The sequence below is a fragment of the Aporhodopirellula rubra genome, from assembly GCF_014192335.1.
GTDB lineage: Bacteria > Planctomycetota > Planctomycetia > Pirellulales > Pirellulaceae > Rhodopirellula > Rhodopirellula rubra.
Genome location: NZ_JACHXU010000002.1, coordinates 430562 through 445744, shown reverse-complemented (window position 1 = coordinate 445744; position 15183 = coordinate 430562). Strand labels below are relative to the sequence as shown.

Annotated in this window: 10 protein-coding genes; 6 read left to right on the top strand and 4 right to left on the bottom strand. The window is 54.2% G+C overall.

Annotated elements, in window-relative coordinates; genetic code table 11:
- Window positions 1-50: 50 nt before the first annotated feature.
- The 3 genes from FHS27_RS04300 to FHS27_RS04290 all read right to left on the bottom strand — a co-directional run bounded on the left by FHS27_RS04300 (window position 51) and on the right by FHS27_RS04290 (window position 5579).
- Complete coding sequence (locus FHS27_RS04300) at window positions 51-878, bottom strand: hypothetical protein (protein ID WP_184302112.1); 828 nt, start codon at window positions 876-878, stop codon at window positions 51-53.
- 393 nt (window positions 879-1271) lie between these two features.
- The gene (locus FHS27_RS04295) at window positions 1272-3950 is read right to left on the bottom strand and encodes a DEAD/DEAH box helicase (protein ID WP_184302109.1); all 2679 of its coding nucleotides are present in this window, start codon (window positions 3948-3950) and stop codon (window positions 1272-1274) included.
- A gap of 3 nt (window positions 3951-3953) precedes the next feature.
- A complete protein-coding gene (locus FHS27_RS04290) occupies window positions 3954-5579 on the bottom strand; it encodes a site-specific DNA-methyltransferase (protein WP_184302106.1) in 1626 nt (541 codons plus the stop codon).
- Window positions 5580-5879: 300 nt separating this feature from the next.
- Here FHS27_RS04290 and FHS27_RS04285 point away from each other — a divergent pair, with 300 nt between their 5' ends.
- Window positions 5880-7439: a hypothetical protein gene (locus FHS27_RS04285; protein WP_184302103.1), complete on the top strand. Its 1560-nt coding sequence runs from the start codon at window positions 5880-5882 to the stop codon at window positions 7437-7439.
- 25 nt (window positions 7440-7464) lie between these two features.
- On the opposite strand, the gene FHS27_RS04280 is transcribed toward FHS27_RS04285, so the two are convergent.
- A complete protein-coding gene (locus tag FHS27_RS04280; protein ID WP_184302100.1) occupies window positions 7465-10377 on the bottom strand; it encodes a DEAD/DEAH box helicase in 2913 nt (970 codons plus the stop codon).
- Window positions 10378-10777: 400 nt separating this feature from the next.
- On the opposite strand from FHS27_RS04280, the gene FHS27_RS04275 reads away from it, so the two are divergent.
- The 5 genes from FHS27_RS04275 (at window position 10778) to FHS27_RS04255 (ending at window position 15046) form a co-directional block, all read left to right on the top strand.
- On the top strand, window positions 10778-11143 hold the full coding sequence (locus FHS27_RS04275; RefSeq protein WP_184302098.1) for a helix-turn-helix domain-containing protein: 366 nt from the start codon (window positions 10778-10780) through the stop codon (window positions 11141-11143).
- Between the two features lie 2 nt (window positions 11144-11145).
- Window positions 11146-11877, top strand: a complete 732-nt coding sequence (locus tag FHS27_RS04270) for an ImmA/IrrE family metallo-endopeptidase (protein WP_184302095.1) — start codon at window positions 11146-11148, stop codon at window positions 11875-11877.
- 104 nt (window positions 11878-11981) lie between these two features.
- Window positions 11982-13178 carry a hypothetical protein gene (locus FHS27_RS04265; RefSeq protein ID WP_184302092.1) on the top strand — a complete coding sequence of 399 codons (1197 nt, stop codon included), beginning with the start codon at window positions 11982-11984 and terminating at the stop codon, window positions 13176-13178.
- Window positions 13144-14295 (top strand): hypothetical protein, encoded by a 1152-nt coding sequence (locus FHS27_RS04260; protein ID WP_184302089.1) that lies wholly within the window; start codon window positions 13144-13146, stop codon window positions 14293-14295. The genes FHS27_RS04265 and FHS27_RS04260 overlap by 35 nt, the downstream gene beginning before the upstream one ends.
- Window positions 14296-14350: 55 nt before the next feature.
- A complete protein-coding gene (locus FHS27_RS04255; protein WP_184302086.1) occupies window positions 14351-15046 on the top strand; it encodes a hypothetical protein in 696 nt (231 codons plus the stop codon).
- Window positions 15047-15183: the final 137 nt, after the last annotated feature.

The window sequence follows — 15183 nt, the reverse complement described above, 5'->3', positions numbered from 1 at the left end:
GGGCGATGCGCCCTCTCGCGAGAAGGTTCGCACACCACCCCTCGTGCATCTCAGTGTATCCACCGTCGCCGAGCTAGGGCAAGTGCGCGTTGCACATCAGGGGAATTACGGTGTTCAAGCCGGGGAAGAACACTCAAGCCTGCCTCGGTCAATACGAAACCACCATTGGCCTGAAACTTCACCAACTTCCGCCGTGAAAGTTCGTCCAGCTGACGATTCAGCCAGCGTGTGCTAGGCACATGCAGCTCGTCTTTTTGCAGGCTTTGAGCTAAACGCTCTACCGAAACAGGCGCTAAGGTTGATATGTGGCGGATTAGTTGATACTCGCTTGGCGAATCGCCGCGAAGTAACGCGTATAGCACAGTTCCAACTTCAAGGTCGACTACCTCCAAGATCTTTTCAATCTTGCGATGAATCTTTTTTCGGTCGGCATCGTCTGGAAGGTCGTTGGCCGACCGCACGACGATGATGACATCGCATTGCTGGTTGTCGATAGCAATAACGACATCTGCTAGCCCTTCACTCAATGACTTTGCCAACGCTTTCAAGAGAATGTTCGCAACTGCTTCATCGCTCTCTCCAACCAAACGGTTAACCGTTACAGAAACCTTCAGGTCACGCAGCAAACGACCCTCGAGCATCGCGATTGCTCGGTCGGTGGCGTTATTCGCTGACGGTGGGAGAGCCAACAGGAAGTCTCCTGATTCATAGTCTCGTTCAACTCCAGCGTCAGCGTACTTTCCGCCGGCATACTTCTGAAGAAAGTCGTGAATTATATCTCGTTTAGCAGAGACCGAGTTTTCTCGCGGCATCGTATAGCACCCTACATCGTGTTTTTGCGTCGATACACCACTTTCGAGCAGTGCTTGATTTGACACCGTTCAAAGAAAACGTCGAGTTTTCGAAAAGAACAAGCACCTTCGGCTCGTAGTCAGCAGTTTTTCGAGTTTCATTCCCAATCTCAATCATCTTTGCAAGAGCTTTGGCAGCCGTGCATCCTTTGTACATTTCTTTGGCCGCTTCGCTCGGACTAAGCAGACGCCCCTTCGCTCGACGTTGAAACTTTTTGACCACCGTTTCACGCAACAGAACTGGCACCTCTTTGTGCCTTGGTTCGTCCCACTTCGGATCAATTTCTGAGAGCGTTGTTCGGATCGTTAAGAATGTTGCGTAGTAATAACGATTAAACGCAGAACGCGCGAAAAGATCTCGCTCGGTGGTATCCTTGATCTGAGAAGATGTGTCTCGCAAATGTTCGGCCACTACAAGCATCAGAATGCCTCCTTCGCTGCAAGTGCCCTGTCGAGTGAAGGCCAGTCTCGGTCGATGATCCAACCGAACGTGTGGCCTTGGGCGCTTCGCTTCGCCCAGAGTTCGCCGATGTCCTTCTTTTGCTGTTCATCAGGGTGGCTGGCCAGTTTGCCGTTCTTGTATTCGACCAGAACGATTCGGCCGTCGTTCAACTCGACGATGAAATCGGGGAAAAATTGGCCGGGAGATTTTGGCAACGAAAAGCCTCCATGGTTCTTTCGCTCTGGATTTCGCAGCCAGCGATGAACGTTTTCGTGACTGTCGATCCGCGTGGCACACTCCATTTCCTCCCCGTTCATGCTGCCGATGTCATCGAAGGCATGCTTCTTGAACTTAAACGGACCATCGTAGAGCTGGCCCGGATAGTACCGATCCTCTTCAATGACCAACGCGAACTCATCGTCCGTTTGAACACTCTCGGGATGAACGTCAAACAACAACTTGGTGGCTTTGCGAAGCTGGCCGCGGGCATGATCCTGGGCCATTGTGCGAATGATCGCCATCAACTCATGGCGTCGGCGGTTCAGCATCGGCAGCGCTATTCCACGATCATCGGTTAAGAAGTTTACGACCCGAAGCAACCACGGCTGGCTTAGCTTGGCGGCTAGAGTCATGAAGGAACCGCCGCGATGCAGTTCCCGATCGAACCAACGCGTCGCCTCGATCGCGGTCCAATTGTCGTCGGCGGAAACGAGTTCCAATTGCCGCATCCGGATCTGCCCCGTCATTTCGACTTGCAAACCAGCACCCTGTTTGCCGCGGTCTTCGATGTCAATGCTCGCCCCAGTCCCCACCTTCATCGACGACGGAAACTCCGCTTCGCTGATCTCAATCGAGCACTCGTTCATGTCCCATGCGAAAGTCTCAAGCTCGATCGGCTCGAGCAGGCTGCGTTGTCCGTCACGACGAACCACCAATCGGGGAATCCGGAAAGGCTTTGCAAAGTCGCCTAAACTGCGTGGCGTCACGCCAACTTGTCGGTTGTCCTCCCAATAGGCATCGACGGCTGCCTTGTCCTCATCGGTAGCGACTGTCTCTTGCAACTGACGCAGTTCCGCAGCGGTTGGTGGAGCGTCGAAAACGATTTCTTTCGACTCAGGCTCCCAGTGAATCTTGGTGGCCAGTGAAGGCGAGATCTTCTTGGGGTCCGGTTCCTGGGAAAGCGGCATTCGATCGAAACCGAAGGTCGGTTCGCGGTGCGTTTCGGAGACCCGGAATGCATCAGCCGCCGATCGAGGATCGAACCCGCAAGTTTCGACCATTTTGTCTCGCAACTTCAGCGCCGTCGCAATCACATCGTCGCTCAATACGAACGCATACGCCCGGTCGAGTGCGGGCACTCCGGTCGGATTCGCGTTGGGCATTCGCAAGATCCTGCCGATCAACTGCTCAACGGCGGTCGACGTCGCGGTGTTTCCGATCGCACCCAGCACATAGGCCCACGGACAATCCCAGCCTTCCCGCAAACGATCCACGGTGATGACGTAGTTGATTCGGCTCGACTGTATGTCGACACTTGCAAGCTCATCGGTGCTGCGATACGAGATCGCGATTTCCTCTTCCGGCACTCCGAGCGTCTTGATTAGTTGCTCTTTCACCCAGTCCGGCGTGAATGTCTCCTTCGTCTTGGATGCTGATTGCGCTGCGACCAACGCGATTGGACGAATGCCGGGTTCGGGGTAATCCGTTTCAAACTTCCACTCCAGCGCTTCACGGCGGGACTTGGTCGCCGCCAAAATTTCCAAAGCATTTCCACGGCTTTCCAATTCGACTGGCAATTTGATCATGCCTTCGTTTTTCAGAGCCAGCGCACTGACGCTGTGCAAAACGTTGCTGGCAAAAGTCGGCTTGGTGCGGTGATCCGGTTCATGCTTCAATTCCGGTGTCGCGGTCATCTCCAAGACGAACGAAGGACCGAACCGTGCCAACGACTCGAACGAGGTTGGCGTGCGAGCGTTGTGAGCCTCGTCCATGATCACGATGGGTTGTCGCACACGCAGTGCGTTCGCCAGCGACAATTGCACCAGTCCTTTCTCATCCGCGACGAGAGAATCGAGCACCTCACGCGGCAGCCCTTCCAACGGAGCGGTCATGTAACCGTTGTCGTCGTAAATCTTGCGAGTCGTCTCGAGCTGCTCGCCGTCCTTCTCGCTGCGGATGCGATACGACTGGATCGTCGTGACGATCACCACCGCTGGCCCGCCAACACGCAGGTACTGCGGCCGAGTTAGAGCTTCCTCCAGCGTCAGCACCTCGATTGCCGTGCCAAGCTCTTCTTCCAGCGCAAGCCGGTAAGGGTGATGGCTGTCCTGCAGTCCCTTCAGCGTTTGATCGCGAATCGTGGTGCTCGGGCAAACCCACAAGCATGCCGGGTTGTCGATTCCCAGCAAACGTCGCCCGATCCGGCCGACCGCGTGCGCGGCCATCAACGTCTTGCCACCACCGGTGGGAATTCGCAAACAGATGTAGGGAACATGATCGAAGTCAGGCGTCGTGTAATACTTGCGTTCGGTGATTTCACCGTAAGCGGTTGCCTCGGCATGTGGCACGCCGGCCAGCGTGAGCTGACGCACGGTCGCGGCATAGTTGTCGAGCATTTCCAACGACTCGAGCTGGTAATCTTTTTGAGCAAGACGCATGGATCAAGACTCCCGCAGTTCGTAGGGAATCTGACGAAACGTCACGTTCAGTCCCGAAAGTGTTTTGTCGGATAACAAAGTGGATTCGCCAAAGATCACACGAGGCGAGTCGTCGCCATCGGGATGCGACGGCAGTTCGCTGAGCACCTTGTGTGTCAGCACGTTGCCACCAGCGGGCCGGCGATCACCGAGCACGCCGTTGTAGAGCAGGTAGATCGCACTGCCGCGATGAACGCCCAGCAGCGGACAATCCTTGCGAGGCCGTTTCGGGACCGGCACGCCGGTTTCGAGCAAGAAGACATAGCGGGCCAAGTCAGGGAACGGCACGTCTCCGTTGATGTCGCCGTATTCGTCGAGCAAAGTTCGACCGAGTTTGCAGTAGCGGAATCCAGAGCCGAGTCCTTCGACATCGTTGCCTTTGGGGTCAGTGTAGCCCTCGCTGACACGCTGCAGTCTCTGTCGCGTGACTTTCTCAGCAACGTCCGGCAAGACTTCGACAAGAACGCATTTGCGACTGCCCCCATCGGCTTTGTTGGCAGCAAGGACGGCCTGACCTGTTGTGCCACTACCAGCGAACGAATCCATGATGATGGAATTCTCGTCTGATCCAATCTCAAGAACACGCTGAATCAAAGACGTCGGCTTAGGAGTTATGAACACGTCAACTGACTCATCGAAGTCACAGATCGCCACAAGCTCCTTCTTTGCCGCTTGCGTGTGCCCGACTTCTTGGTAGGTCCAGAGCGTTTGTGGAACTCGACCTTGTTTCACATCTGTGAGAAAACGCTTCATCTGCGGAATGCTTCCGCCACTTCTGCCCCACCAGATCCGGTTATCCTTATCAAGTTCTTCAAACCGCTCCTTGGAGATAGACCAGTATCGCCCTTTTGGCGGCGATTCGATAACACGACCAGACGGACAAGTTAGGGAGTATGTGCCATCACCGTAGTAGTTGCGTGCTGAGAGATCGCTTGTCTTCCATACGCCTCTCGGATCGTCGTCAGGATTTTTATAGGCGGCATCTTGCTCCGCAGTTCTGGCGATTAGATTCGGCACGAATTGGTCCGCCTTCTTCGCATAGACCACGATGTAGTCATGATCTTCCGAAAAATGTCTCGCTGAGTTCTTGGGTGAATAGACTTTTTGCCAGATGACAGTGGTGATGAAATTTCCCTGTCCGAAAATTTCATCCATGATTGCACGAAGGTTTTGTACCTCGTTGTCATCCAATGACACGAATATGACACCGTCGTCGGTTAAGAATTCCCGCAGCATCGCCAACCGCGGATACATCATGCAGAGCCATTTATCATGCCGACAAAGATCTTCGGCTTCTTTTCCTACGACGCTGCCGAGCCATTTGCGGATGCGGGGATCGTTGACGTTATCGTTGTAGACCCAGTTTTCGTTGCCGGTGTTGTACGGCGGGTCGATGTAGATGCACTTCACTTGACCGCGATAACGCGGCAGCAGTGCTTTCAGCGCTTCAAGGTTGTCGCCCTCGACGAGCAAATTTTCGGCGTCGGGATCACCGAAAGACAGTTTCGGATCGCACTCCAACAACCGAGTCGGCACCTTCCGGTGGTGATCCACGACGGCATCTTTGCCGATCCAATTCAGCGTTGGCATGTTCTCGTTCGATGCTCCAGAATGATATGATTCGCGAGCGTTTCGACCGACATCCAGCCCCGCTCCTCAACAAAAATGGCATTCTACCAGCCAGCAACCCCGCCGATAATCCGACTGAAATGCTGCGGTGACCGCGACTCACTGTAAAGTTAGTGCGGCACCACGTAGATCGCGACACGTTGCTCGAGCGTGAGTCAAGCGGTGCGAGAGTGCCTTGGATCGTGTTGTCAACCGACCAAGCAACGCTTTCGGACGCTAGAATCATGACGTTCACTGCGGTCCTACCGATCGGCAGCGGATATGAATGGAGGTCAATTTACAATTTTCGAGATGAATGGCGACGGAATGATGCCCGAAGACAAGATAGATGCCGTATCCGCAACTGTTGATCTTCCGCTCTTTGGAATGACTCAAAGGAGCGTAAGTGCCTCGATCGGGCGAGACGAAAATGAAAGGGCAAGCTCTGTTTCATTCATCGTCGATGGGTTGACCGATGACCAAATCAATCAGGTTTGCCAAATTTCTGAAACGAGTCGGCGACTAGTTGGCGATACGATTGACGGCGTTCTGAACAATGGAGACCGTTTCAACGCTTCGATCGCGTATGTGAGCCACATCGAGTTTGGAAGCAACAAGATAAATTTGACCTGCAATGTGGACGGTTTCTATGTCACGTCAACGAATCAAAATGGGAACTTAGGTAATTGCGGCGAGTGGGTATTTCGACTGGCAAATATCCGCATCCCCCTTGGAGATTGCCCAACCCAACTCTCGACAGATTTCATTCAAGGATCGAATCAAGAGTGGGCGGATAAGCTAAATGCAGCCAAGTCTTTGTACAACGAAGCTTGTCCTGGCGTGTTGGAAAGTAGCCAGCCGATCCAAGCTTCCGAAGTGAAAATCAGAGGTGGTTTTCGTAACAACCGAGTTGTCTTTCAATTCGCAAATCGAACCTGGCGACTTGACGACGACCTGCTCGGATGCTGGCCAAGACGGCCCAGCAAAATTGCGACAGCAGTGAACTCCGGAATATTGTCGACTGAATCCCAGCAGGGAGACAGTTTCGAGTCGGTCTCCGAGGTGGCTGAAATAATTACGGACATTCTCAGCCTTGCCCAGAGTCGCGATATCAAATGGATTGCATGTCGTCACAACGATCTGCAGCAGAAGGTACGCACGCTGCGGGAACAACACCCACCGATTTTGGGATTCAATCAAGAGCTTGGCGAGTTAGTCGGCAATTGGGAGGTTGGAAATCTGAGCCGTTTTATTGTCGGATCGGAGCCAGCAATTACGAAAGATCCTCTTTGGTGGTCGGAAACAATTGGGTTGCTGCTGCAGGTGGGCGGCAGCAAGCAGATGATTGTTCGATGCTCGTTGCTGAATATCATCCTAGATCGCATCACAACCAAGATCGTTGTTGACAACGACGATCCCGAGATTGATCCCAACCTAAACCAACGAATCGACCGCCGCTGGTTTCGATTTTTGCTGCACCTGCTATTGCGAACTCTTTCACCCCAATGGGAAAAATGGCGAACGGACACGCATTGCGACAACACGATTAAGGGTTGGAATGCGTCGCCGTCATTTCCGAAGAAGATCCAACGAGCGTGCGAGCAGCTTGGAATCCCTTCTCCCAGCGGTAGAACCGTTGGCAACCGGCACAGAATTTTACACGTCGGCGAATTTGACAAGAAGTTACGTTCGATAGATCAAAAGGCGGAATATACCTTGTGGCTTCAGTCCATTGTGCAGTTAATGCTTGTTAAGTTGCTGGGCTTTGATGGGCTTATCTTCCTGCCGGACACACCGCCTGACCCGAAACGAGTCAGTGAATTTTGCGACCGTGTTGATTAGCTCCTTCGATCCTGGCAATATTGATCTACGGAGAAAACCAGAAGGAGGGCGGTGCGCCAGTGTGGGCTTGGACGTAGTCGCTTGCCGCCGCGAATACGTCGCTGACTTGGTCGTTCATGTTGCGGGCGCTGATGCCTGGTTGTACCAAGCAAATGCGGAAGTCAAATCTCTTTCGTTCGGCGGCGCGCATGATGCGTTCGAGCTTGGGCGTCGATCCGGTGATGAATTTCGAGTTCCCTGACGTGCGCGAAACCAACTTTTGAGAAAGCACCGCGGGCTGGCGTCCGTAGTGCAGGCACTTCACGATCTGGCCAGCAATCTCGTATGCGTCGTCGACTCGGCAACCTGCCTTAGGCGAACCTGACGCCTTACAATGAGCCAAACGACAAGTCACCACATCATCGACTTCGCTGATCGCGACATAGTCAGCAACTTCGCCCGACCTGTGGTCGTAAATCAATACGTCGGCTTTCATCGCCTTGAATTCTTGTTCGGTGAAGTCGTGAACGGAAAGCCGATTTCCCGTCTTCGGCCCAAACTCCTTCGTGATGTCGACGTCCGTTTCAAACCTACTTTGGACTTGGATCAGTTTTCGATCGAGTCGGATCGTGCTCTGGCGTTTGAAGAAGCGATTGCCCACCACCTGCGAGAAATCAGCCAAGAACACAGTTGGATTCTCAACCTGGAAATATCGAGCCAATGTGCCTTCACCCATGGAGCTTTCCATCCGACAAACTGGTCCCAAGATCTGGGTGCAAGTTGCGGAGTGATTAAGGTCAAACCCGAACGTCGCGATGATGCTCGCATCCTCGACAAGATTCAATTCGTACGCATGCTCGCCGGTTGAGTCCGAAGTGACCTCCAGATCAAACTCGGTCAGGTCGCGTTCGGAAGGATCGTTCCCGATCCGTATCGTTCGCATGTTCGTGAAGACGTCCATCGGCCACGTTGCAGCAACGACTGGCTTCGGAAGGTCCGTAATCGTTTTCCCGGTAGTGAGCTGATCAATCCGCGACCCAGTAACAACCGGGCGTGCATCTTCGATTTCCTTTGCCAACCGTTCACACCACTGGATGAACTCCGGAATCAACGCATACCGATTGCTCCATGCTTTCGACGACGCCGTCACCCCGAGCGTCTCTTTCTGTGAACCGTTTTCGCGTGACTCACCACCGCCGAACAAGTGTCCGCGAAACCGCGACGAAATATCGGTTTGATTGACATTTCGATCCGCTGACGAACCGGTCATGGTTCGATAGCTCTCGTCTTGCGAACCCGGTGCTCCGTTGCGAAGTCCGACATTGTAAAACTTCGGACGTTGAATCATCCGCCATGCGCGGCTCGCCATGTCGTGATCCAATGGAACTGCGACAACCTCTTCGTCGTACATACTCTCAATGATGCGGTCATACACCTCGTTGGAATGCTCAACCGAATTGATGAATAGCAGCCCGGACTTCTGATGGTAGTGAACGAGGTAGAACAGATTCTTACGGTCGACCAACGCTTCGACTTCCAGCCACTTCGGCTTCGTCTGCCGCTGATAGACAACGATGCGCGAGTTCAAGACTTGCGATGTCGAGTCAAGAAGGAGTTCGCAATCTCGTGGCACCATCGGAGCTGCGTCGAAATCAGGCGGCTCGTTCACTTTCAGGATTTTAGTATGAAAGTACGGCCGAATCGCATCAACGGTCAGGTCAACTTCCTCGAGCGACTTTCGTTGATCATCTTCAAACGAAGCCAAGCCTTCGCGAATCGCCTGTTCTTGCTCGATCCGAGCATCCGAAAGGTTGGCGACCAGCTCTTCCCAACTGGCACCGAACTGGTAGAGCAATTGCACTTCATCATTGATTTCTTGCGGAACAGCGAAAAACTTTGCCTTTCCAATGCCATCGGCGTTCGTGCGCGCGAAGCGGCCGATGAACTGAAGCGTGACGGCGAGTGACTTGTGTGGCGAGTGTAGCGCAGCAAGTTTAAGCCGGGGGAAATCGACACCTTCCGCGAACATATCGACGCAGACGATGCCGTCGAGATCGCCGGCGTTGAGGTGCTTGATCACCCGTTGAACATGCGATAGAGAATGGTCGCCTGTGACCAATTGCAAGCGCAGCTTGGTCTCGTCGGAATAGAGCTTGGCGAGTTCTTTTCCTCGAGCCTTGCTATCGGTGCGGACCATGACACGATGATCGAGGCCGGCTTTTCGATCAGATAGAAAAGCGTCTTCAATGCTCTTTGCGATGGCGATGTCCGCGCTCTGGCCTTCCGTAGGGTTGCACGGCACGAACTGCACCTCGCCGTAGGTGCCGTCGTCGATGGCTTGCTTTAGGCTGTAGTTGTAGACAATGCGGCCGGGCAGTCGTTTGCGATCCCGCCGAAATGGCGTCGCTGTGAATAGCGCCTTCCTCGCGTTAGGAAAAGCGTTCATCAATGCTGCGTAGGAGGTGGCTGGCGTGTGATGGGCTTCATCAACTAGCACCAAGTCAAAAAGTTGTTCAGGCGGTTGAGCAATCTCTTTGATCGACGGCGATGCACTCATCGGAGTCGTGACTACAACGTCAGACTTTTTCAGGATACTCCAGTCAGCCAGCGTTCGCAGGTGCCCGTCCACGACATGGACACTTGGGCATCCGAGACTGTTGGGCAGAATTCCAAGCGATTTCAGCAATCCAAGTTCGCGAAATCCGTCTGCGATCTGCTCCCGCACGAGCTTAGATGGAGTGATCACGAGCGTGCGTCGTGCTTGCCAAAGGTAGGGAGTTAGCTGCAAAACCGCAGTCTTCCCTGTGCCGGTTGGCAGCACTATGACTGCTTCGTCATTCGCATTGGTTGCGTGCGATATCAGGGCGGCGGACGCACCAAGTTGGGAATTCCGAAACCCGTCGTAATCGGCAGGCAGAAGATCAACCTTCCGTGCATTTTTCTGAAAGTAACTCGGCATTCCGTTCGAGTCCAATATCCTAAATTGATGAGTTCACCACAGCGGACGGTGATTTGCTTGCATTGTATGCGTTGGTGGAAAAGTTGTCTAAGTCTTCATGGTTTTGGTCTCAGGAAGTGCTTCCAAAACGGTTGTATTTTGCTCGACGGTGACCAGACGTGTCACGAGCGTCGGCTTCAATGATCCGGACTAGCGAATTTGCTAGCAAAATCGTGAGTTGGGGGATTGTCCGGGATTGTGGACAAGGGATAAGATGATTGCAGTGTTTAGTTCACGCTACACATCGAGGATCGGGGGCTCGTGTTTTTGCCGGTTTCCGGAGGAGAAAGTGGTTGATGGAGATTGCCATGCTTTGGATGCAGTGGATTTCGGGCGAACGTTCGGCGGGGAGGCCTGCGCGATGACAAAGACTCGTGGTGCGAAGTCGTTTGGCGCGGTGCTGCGCGAGAAACGAATGGCGAAGAAGATCACGCTGCGCAAGTTTGCGGAGATGATCGGCGTGTCGGCAACCTATCTGTCGCAGGTCGAACAGGATCACTTTGCGCCGCCGACGGCGGATCGTGTCACGAAGATCGCCGAGTTGCTGGGCGAAGATCCCGACGAATGGATTCGTCTGGCCGATCGCGTGCCAGATGACGTGGATGTCATGGTCCGGCAACACCCCAAGGACATGCCCGAGCTGATGCGGTTGGCGACTGGGCTTTCACCCAAACAATTTGAAGTCATCAAAGAACAAATTCGCAAAATGAAAAAGCGGGGGAAGTGACGATGGTCGTTGATTTGTTGGCACAGGGAATCGAAGTGCCGCCGCTGTCGTCTCGCCAGATCGCTACCGAGGCCGACGTGGTGCTGGCGGAGTACGCAAAGCGACTTGGGCCAATCACGAAACCGCCAATCGAAATCGAAGACGTCACGACATCGGTACTGCCGCTGACGTTCGGGTTCTCGGATCTCCAGAGCCAGCTTGGCGGTCGCGTTCACGGTGCGATCTGGTTCTCGCGGCAACACATTCTTATCGACGACGCACTGAATCCTGATCGCTTCCCTGATCTTCTCGGTCGATACCACTTCACGCTTGCCCATGAAATCGCACACTGGCAGTTGCACCGGTTCTTGTTCTTGGACGAAGACGGACATGCGGTGCTGTATGGTGATGGTGAAATGCCAGATGTGATTTGCCGTAAGGATCACGCTCGTCCGTTGATCGAACGACAAGCCGATGAATTCGCCGGCTGTTTACTGATGCCCGAATGGTTACTGAGGCCGGCGTGGCGAAGTCTGACGGGCGGCGATGAGCCCATTTGTGATCGCCAACTTCAAGAGCTTGTACCGGCGGTCGAGCCGATACGTTTCTTGATCGACGCCGACGGAATCGAAGTCGAGCCGGATCCGATCCGTTTGATGCGTGAAGTGTTCTGCGAATCGTTGGCGGACCAATTCGCCGTTTCGGACGAGGCGATGCGTATTCAATTGGAGACATTGGGTTTGTTCACGGTGTAGGCGGCTTCAAGGGTTTGTTCATGCTTCCGTTCCGGAGGCACTGATTTTGCTCCAAATGTTTAGTGTGTAGTGTACGGTACGTTTTCGGAAAGGGGAAAGAGACGATGTCAACTGGGTTTAATCCGCGGAATGTTCTGCGGCAGACCTCCAACGGGTTGCTGGAGGAAATGTTCTGCACACTGAAAATTCCAATGGGCGTGAATTGGTCCGAGGCAATCGAAACGGACGTGGAGCCAATTTTTCAGGCGTATCAATCGCTGGAAGAGCCGACCAGACAGAAAATCGAATTGCTGCTGCGTGACTTGCATTCGATGGTGACCGAGTCGGGACAACGTTCGATCTTTCAACAAGCGATCCAGGTTGGCGAGGAGGATTTCCTTGCGGAACTGGAACGATATGAGAGCCGATACGATGTCGCGATGCTGACCTATTTGGCGAAGCCGGATGTCTGGCAAGTGGCGACACGCTTCGCGGCAGCCGACCGTGTGATCGGTGGTCGTTCGTCCCAGCGGCGGATCAACCTTCCATCGGCAAAACCGCGAACTTCAACCCAGCACATGAAGTCGTTCTCCGGTGCCTTGTCAGCGTTCTATTCGGCTCATCAGGGTCGCGGCCGGCAATGTGTGGCCGAGTACTTGCTGCGCTGCGAGAACCTGCATTATGTCTTCGCGAGTCTGGACGACTATCGCAAAACGTTCATGAAGCTCATCGACGGCGGCAACGGGTTCAAGCGAGTTTGCGAAACCCATGTGTTTGAAAACGTGTTCGCCTACGACGAAGCGAACCACGTTCTTGACGTCTACGCGCTCGGCGGAAAACCAACGATTGGTCCGCTGCAAAAGATCTTCGCTCGCGAGTTCTTGGGGATCGAATTACCGCCGGAAGACCCCAATGCCGAGCCATTCACGTTGGGAGTGTTATTGAATCCAAAGTTCCGGTTTCCGACCGATCCCGAGGACGCCGTTCGCTCGGTCGTGATCGCAGCGGCTCGTGTATTGATTCTCGGATCGAAAGAGAAGTTGCACTTCAATCCGAACGTCGACTTCGGACCAACCAGTTTTCAGCGAATGATCGAGCGATACATCCGGCAAGACAATTTGCCGCGGTCGATCATGCATATCGAACGCGTCGATTTGCGATTCCTGATGGAAAACGGTCACGAGTTCAGTTTATCAATCACGCGGCCCAACCGTAGCACCATCAAATCGTTGGCGACGCAAGATCGTCTGTTGGCTGAAAAGTATCTACGTCAGTGGGGGATCGACCTTGCGAGCGATTGTGACGCTGTTTCGGTTGCTTGACCGAGGCGATGAACCGCTGGTGGATTGCGACACGCTTCGATTGCTGGGCGGTTGTGATCCAGACGAACTGGTTCAAGCCCGCGTGTTGGTGCCGGCTGAGCCCACGATGAGGCTGCACGCAACTTGCGGACATTGCAGTGTCCACGATGTGGTTCGTGTTCCGCGATCGACTGGCATCGAGTTTTACGAAGTGTGCCCCTTCGACGGAGCTGACTTAGTTGAGAAGGAGCGATTGCTGCAATGGGCGGTCGACGGGCGGGCGATCGCGGAATTGTTGGCCTCGGCGATGCCGGATGGCGGTTCGGCCGAAACGTTGTTGCCGGGTGTGGCGTGGCGAATTGGCGAGGTGCAAGTTGGTGGTGAGTCGTTTCCCATTGTTTTGACGACGACTCGATCCGCACCAGGGCTGGCAGATCGAAGCGGTGCGTCGCGAATGATTCTGATTGGCGACCAGCTTCCCGGCGAGGGTTTCGCGGGAAGGCTGAGTATCACTGAGGCTTTTGCTATTTCCTCAGAAGGGATTAAATCGCGACCGGATCGTTTCTCACAGGTCTTGCCATTATCGAGCGCGCCGCTGGGCAATGCGTTCTATCGCAAAGGTCAGATGTGGGTCGTGCGGTTCGCAGGGCAGGAGACGTACCTCGAAAACAACGTCGGACCACTCTACATCGCTCGGCTATTGGCGACGCCCAATCGAGCGGTACCGGCGGTCACGTTGTTGGCCAGTCGCATCGGGATCGACGAGCGGAAGCTGATTGGGTCGTCCGGCGAATTGACGGATGAAGCGGCAGTGGACGAGTGTCGCGATCGGTACCACGAACTGATGCGTGAGATAGCTGAAGCGAAAGCGAACCATGATTTGGGTTGGCTGGAAAAACTGCAATCCGAACAGGACCAGTTAGCACTGCACTTCGCATCGGTATTGGGCAAGGGTGGCAAGCCTCGCGAAGTTGGTGACATCAAGAAGGTGAGCCAATCGGTTTCCGTCGGCATCAAGCGAACACTTGAGGTGCTCGACACGGAATTGAAACCACTGGCCGATCATTTGCGAGCGCACCTCAGTCGCGGTGTCTGTCCGATCTATTCACCGTCTACCGACATCGACTGGTTGGTTTGAACTTTCTCCCCACAGCGAAGGCCGCAATTCCCAAATCTCGTTTGCAGAGGCGAACATGAACATCAAAGAACGAATCCAAAAAGCATTGAAACAAGAGTCTGGGCTTCGGTTGTCTGCCGCCGAAGTTCAGAGCCTCGCGTCCGTACTGCACGTGGGGTTTCCGGTGACTCACAGATGGCGACGTAAACCCTCGCCTTCCAAAGAGCCATTGGCAGGCGAGGTGCGATTCATGTGCAGGGCCGATTTGGAAAGTGTGGTGGCCATTGACGACGCTGCCACGGAAGACGCTTGGGGCAAAGACGACTACATCCGGCACATGAGTCAACGGATGGTTGTCGCGAAGGTGATCGAACGACCCGGTCGGGGGCGTCGTGCCCGCACCATCGTTGGCTCCCTTGTTTACGAGCGGCATCAGACATGGATAGACCTCAAACGGATTGTGGTCGGCACCGAATATCAACTGCACTCCTTTGGAAGGCAATTGATCGCAACGTTGCAAAGCAATCTGAACAAGAGGTCGCTGACCCACATTCGGACCACGATAGATGAACGCAGCCTTCCGTTGATGCTGTTCTTTCGATTGGTTGGGTTCGCTGCGGTCGAGGCCCACGAAGGCAAGATCGTCATGGAGTACTACTGGGACGGAGAGCCAAGACCGTATCGAAGTGAATTGGATTGCCGGTCAGCAACCCAGACATGGCAATCCGAGGTTTACGGCGACGACGAAGAAACCGGTGGACTAAAAGTCTGAGAATATTCTCCGGCGACTCCAAATGTCGCTCGGCGACTTGAGAAGTCGCGGCACGTCTTCGCTGTGAGGACGTGACGAACGAACCTCGCCGGCCGCCTGCGTTTTTTTCGTGACATAACTTGTCGCGACGCAGCTTC